Genomic DNA, 20,675 nt, shown 5'->3' with positions numbered 1-20,675 from the left:
TTTTGCAAAGGCCGAATGTTTTCTGCCCCAAGGGCCCATCGCTTCCGCTATGCAGACGCCCAGCCGAATGCAACCTCAAGTGGCGATCCGGGAGGTCTGGCGCGGGCAGGATTTGAGACCGTGCCGCGGATTTCTGGCGTTCCCGTCAGCTCAAGGTCGATAGCCCCGCATGATCCTGATCTTCGAAACGAACTGGACTGACACCGTGCATGCTCCTGGCAACAGCGCCACGACGCAGGTCATCGCTCGTGCCTGGCCGGAGCAGCAGGTGTTGTTCCATGCGGATCCGTCGCATCTCGAGGAACTGCGGCGGGACCCGGCCCTGACCGCGCTGCCGAACCTGCGCCTTGTCCCGATCGAGATTCCGTCGCTCTGGCGCAACCGGCCGGCTGTCGTTTCCTGGGCCCGGCTGCAGCAGGAATTCCGCATCGTGCGTGCAGCCTTGCGCGCGGCGCCGGCGGGGGAGGCGCATCTCGTCTTCCTCATGTCCACGACAGCGACTGGCAGCTTCGCCACCGCCTGGGCCGCGCGTCTTTCCGGCCGCCGCGCCGCGGTGCAGGTCTGCCTGCACGGCAACCTGAACGACGCATTCGGCTGGCGGTCCCGCAATCCGCTGACCCGCTCCATCGACATGCGCGCCTCGCTCGATGCGCGCTATCCGGTCCCGCTGCGCTTCCTGGTGCTGGAACAGGGGATCAATGTGGCGCTCACGAAGCGCGTGTCGCGCGCCGGGCCCAGGACGGATGCATTGCCGCTTCCCATCAACCCGGCCGAAGCCGCCGCCGAGCCCGCCCGATTCTCGCCACCCCTCCGTTTCGGCTATGTCGGCCTGGGCACACCCGACAAGGGCATGGACACCTTCCTGCGCATCGCAGACCATATCCGAACCCGCCATGGCGACCGGGCAAGCTTCGTGCATGTCGGCCGGGTGCCGGACGGGGTCGATCTTGCCGCCTTCGCGGCATTGTCGCTTCCACCGATGACCACCCGCCTGTCCCGGGCCGAATTCGCCGAACGGCTCGGCAGCCTGCACTACATCGTCCTGCCCTTCCGGCGAGGCTACTACGACCTCTCGGCAAGCGGCGCGGTGATCGATGCGCTGACCTGGCTGAGGCCGATCATCACGATGCGCGTGCCGCTCACCGAGCAGATGTTTGCCGATTACGGGGATATCGGCCTGCTCTGCGAGGATGAGGCGGAACTGCAAGCCAGGATCGAGGAGGTGATCCTCCGTCCCGACCCCGACCGCTATGCGCGACAGGTTGAAGCGCTGCAGCGCGCGCGGGCGACGCGCGATCCGGCCGTTCTGACGGCGCAGTACCGCCGCATGGTGGCCGAGGGCTACCCTGGCCTGCTGACGCCGGCGAATGGGCGGTGATGCCTGTTTGCCGGGATGTCCCGGTGTAACGCGACGGCACCGGCCCTGGCCAGGAGACAGCCGAGAAGTGCCTGGCAGGCTCTGAAGCGGCACGCCCGACAGGCATGGCGCGTGCACCGCCGCGGCCTGCCGGCATTGCCTGCGCTGCGGCTCGCCGGCCGGACTGGGCGGAGGAGACCCGGCCCGGACGCCCCCTCCGCATCGGCCGCCGGCTGGCGGAGCAATCGCGCGGGCGACTCGGCCGACCCTTCCTGATCGACAACCGCCCGCGCGCGGGCGGCAGCATCGGCATCCGCGCCGTCATCCAGTCGCCGCCCGATGGCAGCGCCTTCCTGCCGACCGGCGCCTCGCTCGCCTCCATGCCCGCGCTCGATCCGGGCCAGGGCCTTGATCCCCGCACGGCGCCGACGCGCGTGAGCCTGATGGCGGAGATCCCGACGCCGATGGTGGTGCGCACCGACGGCCCCTGGCACAGCGTGCAGGACGTGGTGGCGGCGCCGGATCCTCCAGCCACCTCTCGGGCGCGTTCTTCGTCCCGGTGGCGGGCAGCAGGCTCGAGCATGTCTCCTGCCGAGTTGCGGCGCCGGCGATGATCGCGCTGCCGGCCGGGGCGACCGGCATGGTCTTCGCCTCGCCGGTCGAGACCCTGCCGCGTGTGCGCGAAGGGCGCGCGGCCGCTGGGCGTGGCAACGGAGCGGCGGGTGCCGACCTGCCCGACACGCCCGCGACCAAGGAGTGCGTACCCGGCTATGTCGCGCTGAATTGGTATGCGATCATCGCCCGCCTGTCGGAGACGCCGGCCACCCTGCGCGCGCTGCCGGAGGCGCAGGCGCGCTTCGCCGGCACCGCGCCGCCGCTGACCGGGCCGGAGCGGCTGATGCGGCTGCTGGAGGGCGACGTGCCGAAGTGGCAGCAGGTGGCGGCGGACGCCAAGATCCGCGGGGAATGACGCCGGCGATGACCGGAGCGCCGGCGGACGCGGAGGTCCGGATCGCAGGTGCGAAGAAGGGATTGGGAGGAAGCAAATGTCGAGAACCGTGGGCCGCGTCCTCGCGGAGAGCCTGATCGCGCATGGCGTGGACACCATCTGGATGGTGCCGGGCGAGAGTTTCCTCGGCCTGACCGATGCGCTGACCGAGACGCCGGAGGTCCGCCTCATCGTCTGCCGGCACGAGGGCGGCGCCGGCTTCATGGCGGTCGCCGACGGCCGCATGCAGGGCGGCCGCGCCGGCGTGCTGCTGGTCTCCCGCGGCCCTGGCCTCTCCAATGCCTTGGTCTCGCTGCACACGGCCTGGCATGACGCGACGCCGCTGGTCGTCCTCTGCGGCCAGGTGGAGCGCCGCGATTTCGGCCGGCTGGCGCTGCAGGAGCAGAATTACTCAAAATTCCTCTCCGACGTGACCAAGGACGTCATCGAGGTGAACGAGGTGGTGCAGGCCAGCGAGAGCATCGCCCGCGCCTTCCATCTCGCCGAGAGCGGCACGCCCGGCCCCGTCGCCGTCATCCTGCCGGAGGACATTTTCGATGAGTTGACCGAGGCGCCCGTCGCCAGGCCGCGGCCTCGCGTGTTCGGCGGCCCGCGCGCCGAGGATCTCGACCAGCTCGCGGACATGCTGGCCAAGGCCGAGCGGCCACTGCTCTGGGTCGGCGGCGCGCTGGCCAATGCGAGCGGGGAGACGCTGGAGGAGCTGCGGCAGCTCGCCGAGCAGTGGATGCTGCCGGTCTGCCCGACGCATCGCCGGCCGCAGCTCTTCGATTCCACGCATCCCAACTACGGCGGCTATATGGGCATCCGCGTGCCGAAGCAGCTCGTCGAGGAGATGAGGAAGGCCGACCTGCTGGTCGCCCTCGGCGAGCGCATCACGGATTCCGTCAGCCAGTCCTACAGCTTCCCGACCGCCCCCGACCCGCAGCTTCCGCTGGTGCAGGTCTGGCCGGACCCGAACGAGATCGGCCGCGTCTTCCGCCCCGATCTCGGCCTCGCCGCCGAGCCGGCCTCCGTCATCCGCGCCCTGCTGCGGCGCGGTGCGCCGGCCGATGCGGCGAAGCGCGGCGGCTGGGTCGCCGGGCTGCATGGCATCCACCGCAAGCTGATGACGCCGGACTGGGACAGCATGCCGGACGGGGTGAACTTCGCCGCCATCTGCGTCGAGGTGGCGAAACACCTGGCGCCGGATGCCGCCGTCACCTCGGATGCCGGCAATTTCTCTTCGTTCATCCATCGCTACATCGGCTTCCGCCCCGGGCAGAACTTCCTGTCGTCGGTGGTGGGTGCCATGGGCGCGGGCGTGCCGATGGCGGTCGCCGCCGCCATCCGCCGGCCGGGGAAGCAGGCCATCGCCTTCGTCGGTGACGGCGGCGCGCTGATGAGCGGCAACGAGATCGCGACCGCCATGCAGTACGGCGCGGCGCCGATCATCATCATCAGCGACAACAAGCGCTACGGCACCATCGGCATGCACCACGAGGTGCGCTACCCCAACCGCCCCTACGAGAATGCGGTGCGCCTGACCAATCCCGATTTCGCGGCATGGGCGCGCGTCTTCGGGGCGGAGGGCATCACCATCTCGACCGAGGCCGAGGTGGAGGCCGCCATCGCCCGCGCCTTCGGGGTGAAGGACCGGCCGGTGGTGGTGCATGTGCATACCAGCGCCGAGCAGATGAGCGCCTGGCGCCGCCGCGGCGCGCCGCGGCTGCATGGCTGAGGCGCGTCCCGACCCGTCCTCGCTCAGCCTGCTGCGCCGGGCGGCCCGTCGGGGCCGCCCGGCCTGCGGCAGCGCGCTAGATCGCGGTGCCGGCGGTCAGGATGGGCCCGGGCCCCGGGCCGGGGATCGGAATCGGCACCCAGCCCGGATAGCGCGTGCCGCAGAGCGGGCCGTCGTAATCCGCGGTGACGAGCTTGGTCGCGAGGGCCAGGCTGGCGCCGCCGCCACCGACCAGGTCGAGCGCGGCATCGTCCAGCGGGACGAGCTTGTCGGTCTTGTCCATGAGTATCCTCAAATGCCAGGCGTTGTCCCCTCGGCGGAATGGCCGTGGGGCGCAACAAGCCTGACGCCGCGCCCAGGCGCGGTCTGTGCCATGGCGCATGATGCCTTCGTGAGGAAACGTGCCGCATGACCCCGACGCGACGCGCGGCGCTGGCCGCGCTGCTGGCCCTGCCATCTGCCGTGCGGGCGCAGCCGCCGTCCTGGTCCCCGGACCGGCCGGTGCGCATCGTCGTGCCCTATCCGCCCGGCGGTCCCACGGACATTCTCGCCCGCGCGCTCGCCGCCGCGCTGACCGAGGCCTGGCGCCAGCCGGTGGTGGTGGAGAACCGCCCCGGCGCGGGCAGCACGATCGGCACCGAGGCCGTGGCGCGCGCCGCGCCGGACGGCACCACGCTGCTGCTCGCCGCGACCGCGCATGTGATGAACCCGGCGCTGATGCCGAAGCTGCCCTTCGATCCCGTCCGCGACTTCACGGCGATCCTCAACTGCGCCTTCCATCCGATGCTCCTCGCCGTGCATCCCTCGACCGGCATCGCCGACCTTGCGGGCTTCGTCGCGGCGGCGAAGGCGCGGCCGGGCGCGCTGACCATGGGCTCGGCCGGCATCGGCAATGCCAGCCACCTCGCCATGGCGCTGTTTGCCTCCGTTGCCGGGATCGAGCTGACGCATGTGCCCTTCAGCGGCGCCGCGCCGGCGCAGACCGCGATCCTCGCGGGCCAGGTGAGCGGCGGGTTCCTCAACACGACGGTCGCGGTGCCGCAGATCCGCGCGGGCGCGCTGCGCGGCCTGGCGGTCGCGGATGCGCGGCGCTGGCGGGAGGTGCCGGACCTGCCGAGCTTCGCCGAGCTCGGCTATCCCGGCGCCGAGGCGGGCTCCTGGTACGGCGTGCTGGCCCCGGCCGGGCTGCCGCAGCTCCGGCTGGCGCAGCTCCACCGCGACATCCTCGCGGCGCTGCGCCGGCCGGAGCTGCGGGAGCGCATCGCCGCCGCCGGGCTCGACCCGCTGGAGACGGGCCCCGAGGAATTCCAGGCCCAGCTCGCCGCCGAGACGGCGAAATGGGCCAGGGTGGTGCGGGAGGCGGGGATCAGGCCGGACTGATCGTCACCACCCCAGGCCTCACGCCCCGGGGCCTCAGGCCTCGACGAAGACCTCGCCGCCCTCGACCTTCACTTGGTAGGTGGCGACCGGCACCTCCGCCGGCTCGTTCAGCGCGGCGCCGGTGCGGATGTCGAAGCAAGCCTGGTGCAGCGGGCATTCCAGCTTGCCGTCCTCGCAGAAACCGTCCGATAGCAGCGCGTATTCATGCGTGCAGACATCGTTCACGGCGAAGATCCCGTCCTCCAGCCGCACCACGGCGATGGAGAGGTCGCCGATGCGGACGGCGAGCGGCATGTTCTCGGCAAGGTCGGACTCGTTGGCCACGCGGTGCCAGGCTGGCATGGATCGTTCCCCTTCTGCTGCGCGGGAAATTACCGCGCGGCGCCGCCGCTGTCGAACCGGCCGCCGGCGGAGCGCTCAGGCCGCGCGTGCGGCATTCTCGCTGGCCGGCGCGCCCTGCGCCTCGGACCAGGCGGCAAGGGCCACGTATTCCACCGGGTCATGCGTGCAGAACACCACCACGGGCGAGGCCGGGTCATGCGCCAGCAGCCGCACCCGCTTCTGCTGCGCCCGGACCAGCGGATTGCTCCAGGCCATCGCCGCCTCGTAGGCCGCCGTGCCGGGCGGGCAGTGCGGTACCTCCGCATGCATCTCCGCGCGGTTGAAGTAGGTGTCGCCGGCATGCAGGATCCAGCCGCGCGGCGTCTCGATGCCGACCCCGGCATGCCCCGCCGAATGGCCCGGCAGCGGCACCAGCACGAATTCCTGCGGCAGCCCCTCCAGTTGCAGCACGGCGTCGAAGCCGTACCAGCGGCCGACATCGCGCTCGGAATAGACCTGCCAGCGGGAGGTGTCGCCCCATTGCACCGGGCGGTAGCGGGTGCGGCCCAGCACGCCCTCCCGCGCCCGGGCGGCGCGCGCCTCGGCCTCCATCAGGTGGACGCGGGCCTGCGGGAAATCGACCAGCCCGCCGGCATGGTCGAAGTCCAGATGCGTCATGATGATATGCCGCACGTCGGAGGGATGCAGCCCGAGGTGCTTCATGTGCCGCAGCATGCTGCGGTCCGGGTCGTAGCGGAAGCGCAGCAGGCTGCTGTTCACCCGCGGCAGGCGGCCGGCGGGACGGATCATGTCGCGCAGGCCGAGGCCGGTATCGACCAGCACCACGCCATGCCGCGGCGTCTCCACCGCGAGGCAATGGCAGGTGAGGCGGCCGACGGCGCCCGGGCTCACGCCATCCATCAGCGCGCCGCCGAGAGGCCGCGCCGGCCCGCAATCGAGGTGATGGATGCGCATGCGCCGGTTCTCCCTTCCCTCGCGGGGCAACGGGGCGCGGCGGCGCGGGGTTGCATGCCGGGCCCGGCCAGGCAGACCCCTCGGGCTTTGCGCCGCGACAGGATCCCGAGCAGGTTTTCGCGGTCGGGCCGCAGGTCGTGCGGCAAAGGCCTGCTCAGGGAGCGGCGAGCACCCAGTCGCGGAACAACGCGAGGTCGATGTTGCCGCCGCAGAGCACGAGGCCGACGCGCCGGCCGGCCATGCGCTCGCGCTCCTGCAGCAGCGCCGCCAGCGGCGCGGCGCCCGCCCCCTCCGCCAGGTTGTGCGTGTCCTGCCAATAGGCGCGGATCGCCGCCGCCACCTCCGCATCCGTCACGGTGACGACGCGCGCGGCGCCCGGCTTCCCATGGGCGTCGCGGTGCGGCGCCGCCGGGTTCCCGCCGCGGCGGATGATCTCGAGCGCCGCCGTGTCCGGCACCCGCACCGCCATGCCGTCAGCGCGCGTATTCGCGCTGTCGGTCGTGACGACGCGGCCCGCCGCGACGGAGAGCGCATAGGCCGGCGCCTCCGTGCTCTGCACGCCGATGATCTCGGTCGGCAGGCCCAGCAGGTCGCGCGCCAGGATGCAGCCGCAGATGCCGGAGCCGAGCCCGATCGGCACATAGAGCGCGTCCAGCGGCGGGGCGCCCCGGAAGAGTTCGAGCGCATAGGTGGCGACGCCCAGCACCAGGTCCGGCGCGAAGGAGGGGGCGAATTCCAGCCCACGTTCCGCGGCCAGCGCCACCGCATGCTCCCGGGCCGCGTCGAAATCCTCGCCATGCTCCACCAGTTCGGCGCCCTGCGCCCGCATGGCGGCGTTCTTCTCCGTGCTGTTGCCTTGTGGAACCACGATGGTGACCGGCACGCCGTGCCGGGCCCCGGCATAGGCCAGGCTCTGGCCGTGGTTGCCGCGGGTCGCGCTGATCACGCCGCGCACCTGCGGCCGATCCCGCTTCAGGCGGTCCATGTAGACCAGGCCGCCGCGGAGCTTGAAGGCACCGGTCGGCGTGTGGTTCTCGTGCTTCACCCAGACCTCCGCGCCGGTGCGCGCCGCCAGCAGCGGCCAGGCGAGTTGCGGCGTCGGCGGGAAGGCGCGATGCACCAGGGCGGCGGCAGCCTCGAGGGCGGGCAGATCGAACACGCGGGTCTCCCGGAACGGTGGTCGGGGGCCGGGCGTTGCCCGTGCCTCATCATCGCAGTCTAGCGAAAGGAGCCCGCATGCCCATCGTGGTGGACAGCAGCCAGTGGACCGGCGAGCACGACGACCGGCCGATGGCGAGCCCCGTGGTCTGGGGCGAGTTCGCGGAACGCGCCGCGCTCGACCGCGCGGCGGAGCGGCTGCAGGCGGCCGACTGGTTCCGCCAGTCGCAGGCCTCGGCCGGCGAGGGCCAGCCCGGCCGCGCCGACAACGAGCAGGTCATCATGCCGGACGAGAACCCGCATGAGGCCAGCCAGCGCAATCTGCGGACCAACTGGGTCGGCACGGCGACCGCCGGCACCTCCATGCTCGCGGCGGGGCTCGTGATCGCCACCGGCGGCGCGGCGCTGCCGGCAGTCGCCGCGGCGGCGGCGGCGGGCGGCGCGACGCTCGCGGCCGGGGAGGCCGTGGGCAAGGCGGCCGAGCCGCGCCAGGCGAAGGAGGAGGCCGAGAAGGGCGAGCGCATCGCCGAGCGGGCGGAGGGACCCGCGCTGGGCATCCAGGCGGCGACGCCGGAACTGCGCCAGCAGGCCGAGGCCTTCCTGCAGCAGGAGGGCGCGCGCCGGGTCTGGGTGCAGGAGACGCCGGCGGGCTGAGCCCGGCCGACAGGAAAAGGGCCCGGTCTCCCGGGCCCTTTCGCTTACATCGGCTTGAGGTTGGCGGCGGCCGCCTTGCCGCGCTCCATCACCACGTCGTAGCTGACCTTCTGGTTCTCGTTCAGGCCCTGCAGCCCCGCCTTCTGCACGGCGGTGATGTGGACGAAGACGTCCTTGCCGCCGTCCTGCGGGACGATGAAGCCGAACCCCTTGGTCGCGTTGAACCACTTCACGGTGCCGGTCGCCATGCGACGCACCCTCCTTGTGTCCTGCTGCGCGGACGCCGATCGCCCGCGCGGAAAACCAGCGGGCTGGATCGCTTGAGGGCGCCCGGGGAGTTCTTCCCCGGGGAGGCACGGCAAGGCGGCCAAGATCGGCTGGCCGAGGCAGTCAGCACAGATCGCCCTCGCGAAGTCAAACGGCTTGCACTAGCATTTATGTGAGTAGCGCAAGCGGCTGTCGCAAAATCAGAGCAAAATCCAGCAAAGAAAAAGGGCGGAACCTTGCGGTTCCGCCCCCTTCAGTCACTTCAGGTCCCTGAGGGATCAGAAGTCCATGTCGCCCATGCCGCCGCCCGGCGGGCCACCGGCCGGGGCCTTCTTCTCCGGCCGCTCGGCGACCATCGCCTCGGTGGTGATCAGCAGGGCGGCCACGGAAGCGGCGTCCTGCAGGGCGGTGCGCACGACCTTGGTCGGGTCGATGATACCGGCCGCAACCAGGTCCTTGTACTCGTCCTTCTGGGCGTCGTAGCCGAAGGCGTACTCGGACTTGCGCAGCACCTCACCGGCGACGACGGCGCCGTCCTTGCCGGCATTCTCGGCGATCTGCTTCGCCGGCGCCTGGATGGCGCGACGGACGATCTCGATGCCGACCTGCTCGTCGTTGTTGAGGCCCTTCAGCGAGCCCAGGTTCTCGGAGGCGCGCAGCAGCGCCACGCCGCCGCCGGGGACGATGCCTTCCTGGACCGCGGCGCGGGTCGCATGCAGCGCGTCGTCGACGCGGTCCTTGCGCTCCTTCACCTCGACCTCGGTCGAGCCGCCGACGCGGATGACCGCAACACCACCCGCCAGCTTCGCCAGCCGCTCCTGCAGCTTCTCGCGGTCGTAGTCCGAGGTGGTCTCCTCGATCTGCGCCTTGATCTGCTCGCAACGGCCGTTGATCTCGGACTTCTCGCCCGCGCCGTCGACGATGGTGGTGTTCTCCTTCTCGATCCGCACGGTCTTGGCGCGGCCGAGCATGTTCAGCGTGACGTTCTCGAGCTTGATGCCGAGATCCTCGCTGATCACCTGGCCACCGGTCAGGATCGCGATGTCCTCGAGCATCGCCTTGCGGCGGTCACCGAAGCCCGGGGCCTTCACGGCGGCGATCTTCAGGCCGCCACGGAGCTTGTTGACGACGAGCGTCGCCAGGGCCTCGCCCTCGACATCCTCGGAGATGATGACCAGCGGCCGGCCCGACTGCACCACCGACTCGAGAAGCGGCAGCATCGGCTGCAGCTGCGACAGCTTCTTCTCGAAGATCAGGATGTAGGGGTTGTCCATCTCCGCGATCATCTTCTCCGCATTCGTGATGAAATACGGGGAGACGTAGCCGCGGTCGAACTGCATGCCCTCGACGACGTCGAGCTCGGTCTGGATGCTCTTGGCTTCCTCGACCGTGATCACGCCCTCGTTGCCGACCTTCTCCATGGCCTTGGCGATCATCTCGCCGATCTCGGCCTCGCCATTGGCGGAGAGGGTGCCGACCTGCGCCACCTCGGCGGAGGTGGTGATCTTCTTGGTCTTCGCCTCGAGCTCGCCGACGATCTGGGCGACGGCCTTGTCGATGCCGCGCTTCAGGTCCATCGGGTTCATGCCGGCGGCGACGGCCTTGGCGCCCTCGCGGATGATGGCCTGGGCCAGCACGGTCGCGGTGGTGGTGCCGTCACCGGCCAGGTCGTTGGTCTTCGAGGCCACTTCGCGCACCATCTGCGCGCCCATGTTCTCGAACTTGTCGGCCAGCTCGATCTCCTTGGCGACGGTCACGCCGTCCTTGGTGATCCGCGGCGCGCCGAAGCTCTTGTCGAGCACGACGTTGCGGCCCTTCGGGCCCAGCGTCACCTTCACCGCATCGGCCAGGATGTCGACGCCGCGGATCATCCGCTCGCGGGCGCCGGCGCCGAACTTGACGTCCTTCGCTGCCATCGTTGCGTATCCTCTGGTTGCTCAGGCGCTCACGCTTCGCGCCCGGGCTCGGGCCCGGCGCGCGTCGGAACGCCCTGGTTGGAGACGAGTCTGAGGTTCGGTCTTGCCGCCGGGCCGGACCGCCGCGCCTCGGGCGCTTCGGCCGCCGGCGGCAGGGCCCTCAGGCGGCCTTCGCGACGGAAGGGTTGTCGAGGATCCCCATGATGTCGGACTCCTTCATGATCAGGAGCTCCTCACCATTGAGCTTCACCTCGGTGCCCGACCACTTGCCGAACAGGATGCGGTCGCCGGCCTTGACGTCGAGCGGGCGGAGCTCGCCCTTGTCGTTCAGGGTGCCGGAGCCGACGGCGACGATCTCGCCTTCCTGCGGCTTCTCCTTGGCGGTGTCGGGGATGATGATGCCACCCGCGGTCTTCTCTTCGGCCGTCACGCGGCGAACGAGAACGCGGTCATGCAGGGGACGGAAGCTCATAGGTCCTCTCCTGATGCCTTTATCACATGCGTTTCCTCGACCGGCAGGTCCGGCCCGCGTCCGCCTTGGCAGCCCGCTGGCACTCCCCCCGGAGGAGTGCCAGCGATCTAAGGGAGTCGTTCGTTCTCGTCAAGGGATTGCAGCACTCTCGGAGTGCGAGTGCTAACAGACTGATACACAAGGTTTTTCTTGCAGGGAACCCCGCCCATCGTGGCAAGCTTCAGACCTTGGCCAAGGAGGAAAGACGCCGGTCCGCGCCTCAGGACGGATCGATCAGGCTAGGAAAGGACGACAGGCGTGCTGCGTGACATTGCCAGCTTTGTTCGCGTGCCCGAGTTCCACATCCCCGACTGGCGGCTGACCACCGCCGAGATCCTCTACCACATGCCCGACCATCCCGAGGTGCTGCAGACTTTCGTCTGGCAGAAGCTGGACCGGGCCCCGGTCTTCCCCGAGCTGACGAAATTCCTGGACTTCTGGCGGCGGGAGATCGAGGGGCCGCTGCATTCGGTGCGGGTCGCCTCCTCGGCGCTGATCCGCCCGGCCGAGCTGCGCTACGCCGACGGGCAGTTCACGCTGCATTGAGCGCCGGGGCAGCGGCGGCAGGTGCGAGAAGCGGGCGCATGCGCATCGCGATGTTCAGCACCAAGCCCTATGACCGCCGCTCCTTCGAGGCGGCGAACGGCGCCCATGGCCATGAGCTCCTCTTCCTCGAGCCGCGGCTGACGGCGGAGACGGCGGTGCTGGCCCAGGGCGCCGCCGCGGTCTGCCCCTTCGTCAACGACGAGCTCCCGGCACCGGTGCTGGCGGCGCTGGCGGCGCTGGCCGCCTCCGGCACGCGCCTGATCGCGCTGCGCTGCGCCGGCTTCAACAACGTCGACCTGCGGGCGGCGGCGCGGCTCGGCCTGACGGTCGCGCGGGTGCCGGCCTATTCGCCGCATGCGGTCGCCGAGTTCACCATCGGCCTGCTGCTGACCCTGGTGCGCGGCATCCACCGCGCCCACCAGCGGACGCGGGACGGCAATTTCGCCCTCGACGGGCTGCTCGGCTTCGATCTCTTCGGCAAGACCGTGGGCGTCATCGGCACCGGCCGGATCGGCGCGCTGGTGGCGCGGGCGCTGGCCGCCGGCTTCGGCTGCCGCGTGCTGGCGCAGGACCTGGTGCCGGACCCGGCGCTGGAGGCGCTCGGCATCGCCTATGCCGATCTCGACGCCATCGTGGCGCAGGCGGACATCCTGACGCTGCATTGCCCGCTGACGCCGGCGACGCGGCACCTGCTGCGGGCGGAGACGCTGGCGCGGGCGCGGCGCGGCATGCTGCTGGTCAATACCAGCCGCGGCGGGCTGGTGGATGCCGAGGCGGCGATCGAGGCGCTGAAGAGCGGCCGGCTCGGCGGCCTCGCCATCGATGTCTACGAGCAGGAGGCCGACCTGTTCTTCGAGGACCTGTCGAACCGGATCATCCCGGACGACGTGCTGGCGCGGCTGCTGACCTTCCCGAACGTTGTCGTGACGGGGCACCAGGCCTTCTTCACGCGCGAGGCGTTGGCGGCGATCGCCGACACGACGCTCGGCAACGCCACGCGCTTCGCCGCCGGCGAGCCGCTGGGCGCGGCCGAGGTGACGGAGGCCGCGATGGTGCCGCCGAAGCCCTGACCCGGTCGTCGGACGAGGCCCGGACGGGCGCTCGACCGCGTCGAGCGACCTCCAGCCCAAGCCATGGGCCCGGAGCCTCGTCAAGGGCGAAGCCGCGCTTCGCGCGGTGCGGCGAAGCCGCACCCTTGACGAGGCTCCGGGCCCATGGCCGCCGGCACTGGTCGCCTTCGACGGTGTCGAAGGCGCTCCATGCGCCTCCGGCAATGCCGGATCGCCCGCGGCATGCGATGGCGCACGCGCCTTCAGGGCGCGGCCAGCGCCCGCCCCGCCCGCGCCCGCCGCAGCAGCGCGAGGCCAATGCCGACCGAGACCGCCAGCAGCAGCCCCGCCAGCGCCAGTTGCCAGGCGCCATCCACCCGCACGCCCTTGCCCAGCAGGGCGAAGACCACGGTCTGCGGCAGGTAGCCGAGCGCCGAGGCGGCGAGGAAGGGCAGCGGCGCGATGCCCGCCAGCCCGCCCAGCAGGTTCAGCGCCAGGTTGTTGCCGACCGGCAGCAGCCGCAGCGCCAGCGTCGCGCCGAAGGGGCTCTCGGCCAGCACGTCGCGCACCGCCCGCAGCCGCCGCCCGTAGCGGCCGGCCAGCACGCGCTCCGCCCAGGCCCGCCCGACCAGCCGCGCCCAGAAGACGGCCAGCGCGCAGCCGAGCAATTGCGCGAGCAGGCTGAGCAGCGTGCCGATCACGGCGCCGAAGGCATAGCCGCCGAGGAAGGCGACGCCCTGCCGCGGCAGCCCGGCCGCCGCGGCGGCGGCGCCGACCAGCAGGAACAGCGTCTCGCCGAGCAATCCCTGGTCGCGGATGTAGCGGTCCACCCATTCGGTCCCGGGCACGGCGCCGAGCGCGCGCAGCAGCAGGCCGCCCAGGACGAGCCCGAGGGCGAGGACCACCAGCTTGCCGACCGCCCGCAGCCGCTCGCGGCCCGGGCCGGGGCCGTCGCTCATTCCGCGGCGTCCACCACCGGCCGCTTCCAGCGCCGCTGCAGCCAGGCGACGCCGACCAGGTCGAAGAGGCTGACCGCGAGGCGATCGAGCGTGCCGTAATTCGACCGGCCCCGCACCCGCGGCCGGTGGTTCACCGGCTCGCTCACCACCCGCCCGCCCTGGCGCAGCACCAGCGCCGGCAGGAAGCGGTGCATGTGGTCGAAATGCGGGAGGTCGAGGAAGAGCGCCCGCGGGAAGACCTTCAGCCCGCAGCCGGTATCCGGCGTGGCGTCGCGCAGCAGCCGCGCCCGCACCGCATTGGCGATGCGGCTGGAGCGGCGCTTCACCCAGGAATCCCGCCGCGTCACCCGGTGGCCGGCGACCAGGATGGCGCCGCCCTCGGCCTCCGCCCGCGCCAGCAGGCGGGGGATGTCGGCCGGGTCGTTCTGCCCGTCGCCGTCGAGGGTGGCGATCCAGGTGCCGCGCGCCGCCTTCACCCCGGTGACGATGGCGGCCGACTGGCCGCAACTCGCGCGGTGCCGCAGCGCCCGCACCGACGCGCCCGCCGCTGCCGCCCGCAGCGCCGCCGGCGTCGCGTCCGAGGAGCCGTCGTCCACATAGACGATCTCGTGCGGCACCCCGGCCAGCGCCGCCTCGATCTCCTGGACCAGGGGGGCGATGTTCGGCGCCTCGTTGCGCACGGGGATGACGACGGAAAGCGGGAGCGGGCCGGCCGGCACGCCGGCCGCGACCGGCGAGGCCGGCGCGGCGGCAGCCGGCGCCGCGGTCTCGGCGAGGGGCATGGGCGCGCGGGTAGCAGTCCGTGGCGCCACCGGCAAGCCGCGGCACGGATGCACCCGAAGCGGCGCCACTCTATAGTCCGTTGTATGCCATTCGACGCCGAGACCTCCGCCGCCACCGCGGACCGCACCGAACCCGATCCCCGCCCCGTCGCCCTCTGGCTGCTGGGCGTGGCCGCCATGGTCTGGATCATGGTCGCCCTAGGCGGGGCGACGCGCCTGACCGGCTCCGGCCTCTCGATCATGGAATGGGCGCCGCTCTCGGGCGCCCTGCCGCCGCTGTCGGAGGCGGAGTGGCAGCGGCTCTACGACCTCTACCGGACCATCCCGCAATACGCCCTGGTCCATGCCGGCTTCGGCCTCGAGGGCTTCAAGGAGATCTTCTGGCTGGAGTGGACGCACCGCCTCTGGGGCCGGCTGATCGGCCTGGCCTATGCGCTGCCGCTCGCCTGGTTCTGGCTGCGCGGCCGGATCCCCGCCGGCTACCGCGGCCGGCTGCTGCTGCTGCTTCTCCTCGGCGGGCTGCAGGGCGCGGTCGGCTGGTTCATGGTCGCCTCGGGCTTCGAGGCCGACCGGACCGCGGTCTCCCCCTACCGGCTCGTCCTGCATCTCGGCCTGGCGCTCGGCCTCTTCGCCGCGCTGCTCTGGACCGGGCTCTCCCTGCTGCGCGCCCCCGCCGCGCCGCAGCCGGCCACCGGCTCGGTCCGGCGGCAGATCAAGGCGGCGGCCTGGCTGGTGGTCGCCACCATGCTGGCCGGCGGCTTCGTCGCCGGCATCAAGGCCGGCTTCGACTACAACACCTTCCCGCTGATGGACGGGCAGCTGGTGCCGGAAGGCTATGGGCGGCTCTCGCCCTGGTGGCAGAACCTCACGGCCAATATCCCGGCGGTGCAGTTCAACCACCGCCTTCTCGCGACACTCACCGCCCTCGCCGCGCTCGGCGCCGCCACGGGGGGCTGGCGGCGGCTGGCGCCGGGCGCGGCGCGGCACGCCTGCCTGCTGCTCGGCGGCGCGGTCTGCCTGCAATATGCCCTCGGCGTCGCCACGCTGGTGCATGTCGTGCCGGTCTGGCTCGGCACGCTGCACCAGGCCTGCGCGGTGCTGGTGCTGGCGGCGGCGCTGCTCGCCCTGCATGGCCTGCGCGAACCCCGGAGACCTGCATGACACAGCACGGGGGCGCCGGGGCGGCGCTCGCTGCCGCCCTTGCCGGGCTGCCCCTGCCGGTCTGGGTCATCGGCCCGGACCGGCGGCTCGCCTTCGCCAATGCCGCCCTGCGGCAGGCCGCCGGCCTCGATCCGGAGGCGCTGCCGCCTGGCACGCCGCTCGAGGCCCTGCTCCGCCGCCTCGCCGAGCGCGGCCTCTACGGCCCCGGCGACCCCGAGGCGCTGGCGTGCGAGCACCTGGCGCGCGAGCATCTGGCGCTCGACCATGGCCAACCCTCCCGCCGCCGCCTCCGCCGCACCGACGGCACCTGCTTCGAGCAGACCACGTCGCCGCTGCCGGAGGGCGGCCATGTCGCGGTGCTGGTCGAGATAGCCGCCCCCGCGGAGGTGCCGCCGCCCCCCTCCGGGCTGCAGCGGGCGCTCGATTCGATGCGCCACGGCTTCATCCTCTATGACGCGGCGGGGCGGCTGGTCACCGCGAATGCCCTGGCCGCCTCCTTCTGCGGCCTGACGCCGGCGGATCTCCGCCCCGGCCGGCCCTTCTCCGACCTCGCCCGGCTGCAGCATGCCGCGGGCGCCTATGGGACGGGGGCGGAGGCGGATGCCTTCCTGCAGGCCACCCTGGCCTGGGACCGCCGCCGCTCGTGGCAGGCCCGCCGGAGCATGCGGGACGGCCGGGTGATGGAGGTGCTCTCCGCGCCAACGCCGGATGGCGGCTTCGTCATCACCCTGACCGACATCACCGCCCTGGCGCATGCGGAAGCGGCGGGGCGCGAGCGCGCCGACCTGCTGCAGGCCATGCTGGACCACCTGCGGCACGGCATCGCGGTCTTCGACCGCGACGCCCGGGTGGTGGTGGCGAACGACCTCTGCAGCGGGCTCGCCGGCCTGCCGCCGGGTGCCGTCCGGCCGGGGCGCAGCCTGCAGGACCTCGTCGCGGAGCGGGTGGGCGGCACCGGCCCGGACCTCGCCCCGGCGGCGGCCGAGGAGGTCGCCCGGACCCTCGGCCTCGACCGGCGGCGGCCGCAGCGCCGCACCCGCCGCAGCGCGGGCGGGCGCACGGTCGAGGTGCTGTCGGATCCGCTGCCGGATGGCGGCTTCGTCATCAGCTACATCGACACGACCGAGGTGACGGCGGCCAAGGCGGAGATCCAGCGGCGGGCCGAGCTGCTGCAGACCATGCAGGATTCGATGCGGCACGGCATCGCGCTCTTCGGCCCCGATCAGCGGCTGATCCTGGCGAACCGGCTGGCCGCGGGCCTCGCCGGCGTGCCGGATGCGGAGCTGGTGCCCGGCATGACGCCGGCGGAACTGGCGGAGCGCCAGTTCCGCCACGGCGTCTTCGGCACCGGCCCGGCGGCGGCGGCCGAGGCGCGCGCGGTCGCCGCCCGGGACCGCAGCCGGCCCCACCCCGTGCGCCGCGTCATGCCCGATGGCAGGGTGGTGGACAGCGTCTCCGACCCGACGCCGGATGGCGGCTTCGTCATCACCTGGACCGACGTGACCATCGAGGTGCAGGCGGAGCAGGCGGCGGCGCAGCGCGCCGCGACGCTGCAGGCGATGCTCGACACCATGCATCACGGCGTGGTGCTGTTCGGCCCCGACCACCGCTTCCTCGCCGACAACCGGCTGTCGCGGGAGCTGGCCGGCGTGCCCGAGGCGCTGGCGCAGCCGGGCACGCCCTTCGCCGCCCTGATAGAGACGGTGGTCGCCTCCTGCGGGACCGGCGATCCCGCGCAGGACGCCGACTTCGCCCGCCTGGTGCGGGCGGCCGACCGCAGCCGCCCGTTGCACTACATCCGCCCGATGCGGGACGGCCGCACGCTCGAGGTCTTCTCCGACCCCATGCCGGATGGCGGCTTCGTCCTCAGCCTCTCCGACATCACGCCGCTCGCGCGGGCGGAGGCGGAGGCGAAGCAACGCGCCGCCACCCAGGCGGTGATGCTCGACGTCATCCGCCACGGCATCCAGCTCTTCGGCCCCGACCACCGGCTGATCGCCGCCAACCGCCTCGCCGCGCGGCTGAGCGGCCTGCCGGAGGAGCGGCTGCCGCCCGGCATGGCGCATGCCGAGATCCTGCGGCTGCAGCAGGCGGCGGGCGTCTTCGGCGCGGGCGAGGAGGCGGAGGCGATGGCGCGGCGGCTGCTCGCCCTCGACCGGTCGCAGCCACTCCGCTACCGGCGCCGCAGCCCCGAGGGCCGGCTCATCGAGGTGGTCTCCGACCCGACGCCGGATGGCGGCTATGCCATCACCTTCTCCGACATCACCGCGCTGGCCGAGGCCGAGGCGGCCGCCGCCTGCCGCGCCGGCATGCTGCAGGCCGCGCTCGACAACATGCGGCACGGGCTGCTGATCTTCGGGCCGGACCGCCGGCTGACCGCGGCCAATGCCCTCGCCGCGACGATGCTGGGGCTGTCGCCGGAGCAGGTGGCACCCGGCCTGGCCGCGGCGGCGCTGCAGGGCGCGCATGGCCCGCCGGAGCCCGCGGCCGGCGCGGCGGAGGGGTTCCTCGACCTCGACCCGGCGCGGCGCAGCCGCGTGCTGCGCCACATGCCCGATGGCCGGCAGATCGAGGTCTTCACCGACCCGACCCCGGATGGCGGCTTCGTCGTCAGTTGCACCGACATCACCGCCCTGGCGCGGGCCGAGGAGGAGGCGCGCCGGCATGCCGGGATGCTGCAGGCCGCCCTCGACAGCATGCGCCATGGCCTGATGCTGTTCGGCCCGGACCGCCGGCTGCTGCTGGCCAACCGCCTGGCCGGGCCGGCCTATGGCATCCCCGACCTCGTGGCGCATCGCGGCAGCCGGTTCGACGACCTCGTCCGCCTCCAGCACGCCAGCGGCCATTTCGGCGAGGGCAAGGCGGCCGATGCGCTGCTCGCCGACATCCTCGCCCTCGACCGTGGCCAATCGGCCCGCTACCGCCGGGTGCAGCCGGACGGGCGGGTGATCGAGGTCGGCTCCGACCCGACGCCGGAGGGCGGCTTCGTCGTCACCCATACCGACGTGACGGACCTGGCGCAGGCGCAGGCCGAGGCCCTGGCCCGCGCCAGCCTGCTGCAGATCATGCTCGACAACATGCGGCACGGCATCGCCCAGTTCGACAGCGCCAAGCGGCTGGTGACGGCGAACCGGCTGGCCGGCGAGCTCAACGGCATCCCGGCGGCGGTGCTGCGGCCGGGCGTCACGGCCGCGGAACTGGCCGCCGCCGCGATGCAGGCCGGCGTCATCTCGCCCGAGGCGGTGCGGGCCGCCGCGGAGGACGACTACGGCCGGCCGCAGCGGCGCATCCGCCGCCACCTCGACGGCCGGGTCATCGAGATCTTTACCGACCCGACGCCGGATGGCGGCTTCGTCGCCACCTACAGCGACATCACCGCGCTGACCGAGGCCGAGGCCGCCGCCCGGCAGCGCGCCGGCGTGCTGCAGGTGATGTTGGACAGCATGCGGCACGGCATCTGCTACTACGGGCCGGACCGGCGGGTGATCTCGGCCAATGCGCTGGCCGCCGAGCTCGGCGGCTTCCCGCGGCACCTCATCGAGACCGGCGCCTCGATCGACGAGCTGATCGACTACCAGCTCGCCGCCGGCTCGGTCGGCGGCGACGCACGGGCGACGGCCGGCATGGCCCGCTCGCTCGACCGCAGCCGCCCCGCGCGCTACCTGCGGCCGCATGCCGACGGGCGGATCATCGAGGTCACCTCCGACCCGACGCCGGATGGCGGCTTCGTGGTGACGATGACCGACATCAGCGCCCTCGCCCGCGCCGAGGCCGAGGCGCAGCGCCGCGCCGGCATCCAGCAGGCCATGCTGGACAATATCCGGCACGGCATCGCGCTGTTCGATGCCGATGGCCGGATCCAGGCGGTCAACCCCGTCTTCCTCGCCCTGCTCGACCTGCCGCAGGAGGTCATGCGCGCGGGCGGCAGCTTCGCCGGCTTCATCGACCACCTGCAGCAGCGGGGCGAGTATGGCGAGGGCGAGGCGGGCCTTGCGGTCGCAGCCAGGCTGAAGGCGCGCGACCGGCGGCAGGCGACGCTGTCCACCCGCACCCGGCCGAATGGCCTGGTGCTCGAGATCGCCTCCGAGCCGGTGCCGGGCGGCGGCTGGGTGCTGGCGCTGACCGACGTGACCGAGGACCGCCGGATCCGCACCGAGCTCGAGGGCGCCAAGGATGCCGCCGAGGCGGCCAACCGGGCGAAGTCCCGCTTCCTCGCCACCATGAGCCACGAGCTGCGCACGCCGCTGAACGCGGTGATCGGCTTCTCCGAGGCGCTGGGCGTCGACCCCGACCCGGAGCGCGGCAAGGACTATGTCCGCTGCATCCACGAGGCCGGGCGGCACCTGCTCTCGCTGATCGACGACATCCTCGATGTCACCCGCGGCGAGACCAGCGGCTTCGCGACCGTCGAGGGCGAGGTGGCGCTGGTCCCGCTGGTCGAGGGCGCGATCCGGGTGATGCAGGCGACCGCGGCGACCGCCGGGGTCACGCTGCAGGCGGCGCTGCCGCAGGCCTTGCCGCCGCTGCGGGCGGACGAGCTCCGGCTGCGGCAGGTGCTGCTGAACCTCCTCTCCAATGCGGTGAAGTTCACCCCCGAGGGCGGGCAGGTGACGGTCTCGGCCGGGCAGGAGGCCGGGGGCGCGGTGGTGCTGCGGGTCACCGACAGCGGCATCGGCATGCGGCCCGAGGACATCCCGCGCGCCTTCGAGCCCTTCACCCAGCTCGATTCCTCCCTCTCGCGGCGCTTCCCCGGCTCCGGCCTCGGCCTATATCTGTCCAAGGCCCTGGCCGAGGCGCAGGGTGCCACCCTGACGCTCGAGAGCGTGCCGGGCGCGGGAACCACGGCGGTGCTGCGCTTCCCGGAATCCCGCCTGCTCGCCACGCTCGCCGCCTGACATTCCGAAGGAGAGCCC

General features: G+C 72.5%; 17 protein-coding genes and 1 pseudogene. 9 read left to right on the top strand and 9 right to left on the bottom strand.

Annotated elements, in window-relative coordinates; all coding sequences use genetic code 11:
* Positions 1-169 precede the first annotated feature (169 nt).
* The 3 genes and pseudogenes from Q7A36_RS19425 to Q7A36_RS19415 all read left to right on the top strand — a co-directional run bounded on the left by Q7A36_RS19425 (position 170) and on the right by Q7A36_RS19415 (position 4,083).
* On the top strand, positions 170-1,378 hold the full coding sequence (locus tag Q7A36_RS19425; RefSeq protein ID WP_305105393.1) for a glycosyltransferase family protein: 1,209 nt from the start codon (positions 170-172) through the stop codon (positions 1,376-1,378).
* A 104-nt stretch (positions 1,379-1,482) separates the two neighbouring features.
* Positions 1,483-2,327 (top strand): annotated as a pseudogene (locus Q7A36_RS19420) (Bug family tripartite tricarboxylate transporter substrate binding protein).
* Between the two features lie 76 nt (positions 2,328-2,403).
* The gene (locus tag Q7A36_RS19415) at positions 2,404-4,083 is read left to right on the top strand and encodes a thiamine pyrophosphate-dependent enzyme (RefSeq protein ID WP_305105392.1); all 1,680 of its coding nucleotides are present in this window, start codon (positions 2,404-2,406) and stop codon (positions 4,081-4,083) included.
* A gap of 76 nt (positions 4,084-4,159) precedes the next feature.
* Here Q7A36_RS19415 and Q7A36_RS19410 read toward each other — a convergent pair whose 3' ends face one another.
* A complete protein-coding gene (locus tag Q7A36_RS19410; RefSeq protein WP_305105391.1) occupies positions 4,160-4,366 on the bottom strand; it encodes a hypothetical protein in 207 nt (68 codons plus the stop codon).
* Positions 4,367-4,491: 125 nt separating this feature from the next.
* Between Q7A36_RS19410 and Q7A36_RS19405 the strand changes: the two genes are divergently transcribed.
* Positions 4,492-5,463: a tripartite tricarboxylate transporter substrate binding protein gene (locus tag Q7A36_RS19405; protein ID WP_305105390.1), complete on the top strand. Its 972-nt coding sequence runs from the start codon at positions 4,492-4,494 to the stop codon at positions 5,461-5,463.
* Between the two features lie 33 nt (positions 5,464-5,496).
* Here the strand turns inward: Q7A36_RS19405 and Q7A36_RS19400 are convergent, their stop codons facing one another.
* From Q7A36_RS19400 to Q7A36_RS19390, 3 genes are all read right to left on the bottom strand, one after another.
* On the bottom strand, positions 5,497-5,805 hold the full coding sequence (locus tag Q7A36_RS19400; RefSeq protein WP_305105389.1) for a non-heme iron oxygenase ferredoxin subunit: 309 nt from the start codon (positions 5,803-5,805) through the stop codon (positions 5,497-5,499).
* A 75-nt stretch (positions 5,806-5,880) separates the two neighbouring features.
* Positions 5,881-6,759 (bottom strand): MBL fold metallo-hydrolase, encoded by an 879-nt coding sequence (locus Q7A36_RS19395; RefSeq protein WP_305105388.1) that lies wholly within the window; start codon positions 6,757-6,759, stop codon positions 5,881-5,883.
* Positions 6,760-6,913: 154 nt separating this feature from the next.
* A complete protein-coding gene (locus Q7A36_RS19390) occupies positions 6,914-7,918 on the bottom strand; it encodes a threonine dehydratase (RefSeq protein ID WP_305105387.1) in 1,005 nt (334 codons plus the stop codon).
* A gap of 77 nt (positions 7,919-7,995) precedes the next feature.
* Between Q7A36_RS19390 and Q7A36_RS19385 the strand changes: the two genes are divergently transcribed.
* The gene (locus tag Q7A36_RS19385) at positions 7,996-8,571 is read left to right on the top strand and encodes a hypothetical protein (RefSeq protein WP_305105386.1); all 576 of its coding nucleotides are present in this window, start codon (positions 7,996-7,998) and stop codon (positions 8,569-8,571) included.
* 44 nt (positions 8,572-8,615) lie between these two features.
* On the opposite strand, the gene Q7A36_RS19380 is transcribed toward Q7A36_RS19385, so the two are convergent.
* From Q7A36_RS19380 to groES, 3 genes are all read right to left on the bottom strand, one after another.
* Positions 8,616-8,819, bottom strand: a complete 204-nt coding sequence (locus Q7A36_RS19380) for a cold-shock protein (RefSeq protein WP_305105385.1) — start codon at positions 8,817-8,819, stop codon at positions 8,616-8,618.
* Between the two features lie 297 nt (positions 8,820-9,116).
* Complete coding sequence (gene groL, locus Q7A36_RS19375; protein ID WP_305105384.1) at positions 9,117-10,754, bottom strand: chaperonin GroEL; 1,638 nt, start codon at positions 10,752-10,754, stop codon at positions 9,117-9,119.
* A 160-nt stretch (positions 10,755-10,914) separates the two neighbouring features.
* Positions 10,915-11,226 carry a co-chaperone GroES gene (gene groES / locus Q7A36_RS19370; protein WP_305105383.1) on the bottom strand — a complete coding sequence of 104 codons (312 nt, stop codon included), beginning with the start codon at positions 11,224-11,226 and terminating at the stop codon, positions 10,915-10,917.
* Positions 11,227-11,523: 297 nt separating this feature from the next.
* Here groES and Q7A36_RS19365 point away from each other — a divergent pair, with 297 nt between their 5' ends.
* Together Q7A36_RS19365 and Q7A36_RS19360 are read left to right on the top strand one after the other, a co-directional pair.
* A complete protein-coding gene (locus Q7A36_RS19365) occupies positions 11,524-11,811 on the top strand; it encodes an usg protein (protein WP_305105382.1) in 288 nt (95 codons plus the stop codon).
* 38 nt (positions 11,812-11,849) lie between these two features.
* On the top strand, positions 11,850-12,881 hold the full coding sequence (locus Q7A36_RS19360; protein ID WP_305105381.1) for a 2-hydroxyacid dehydrogenase: 1,032 nt from the start codon (positions 11,850-11,852) through the stop codon (positions 12,879-12,881).
* A 242-nt stretch (positions 12,882-13,123) separates the two neighbouring features.
* Here Q7A36_RS19360 and Q7A36_RS19355 read toward each other — a convergent pair whose 3' ends face one another.
* Both Q7A36_RS19355 and Q7A36_RS19350 read right to left on the bottom strand, forming a co-directional pair.
* A complete protein-coding gene (locus Q7A36_RS19355; protein WP_305105380.1) occupies positions 13,124-13,819 on the bottom strand; it encodes a TVP38/TMEM64 family protein in 696 nt (231 codons plus the stop codon).
* Positions 13,816-14,601 carry a glycosyltransferase gene (locus Q7A36_RS19350; protein ID WP_305105379.1) on the bottom strand — a complete coding sequence of 262 codons (786 nt, stop codon included), beginning with the start codon at positions 14,599-14,601 and terminating at the stop codon, positions 13,816-13,818. The genes Q7A36_RS19355 and Q7A36_RS19350 overlap by 4 nt, the downstream gene beginning before the upstream one ends.
* Positions 14,602-14,685: 84 nt before the next feature.
* On the opposite strand from Q7A36_RS19350, the gene Q7A36_RS19345 reads away from it, so the two are divergent.
* Together Q7A36_RS19345 and Q7A36_RS19340 are read left to right on the top strand one after the other, a co-directional pair.
* Entirely contained in the window at positions 14,686-15,762 is a 1,077-nt protein-coding gene (locus Q7A36_RS19345; protein ID WP_305105378.1) for a COX15/CtaA family protein, read from the top strand.
* Positions 15,759-20,657, top strand: coding sequence for a PAS-domain containing protein (locus tag Q7A36_RS19340; RefSeq protein WP_305105377.1), 4,899 nt, complete (start codon positions 15,759-15,761; stop codon positions 20,655-20,657). The genes Q7A36_RS19345 and Q7A36_RS19340 overlap by 4 nt, the downstream gene beginning before the upstream one ends.
* The last annotated feature ends 18 nt before the right edge of the window (positions 20,658-20,675 follow it).

The sequence above is a fragment of the Paracraurococcus lichenis genome (genome assembly GCF_030657435.1).
GTDB lineage: Bacteria > Pseudomonadota > Alphaproteobacteria > Acetobacterales > Acetobacteraceae > Paracraurococcus > Paracraurococcus lichenis.
Note: the sequence above shows the minus strand (reverse complement) of the source record. Positions and strands in the feature narration are given on the sequence as shown.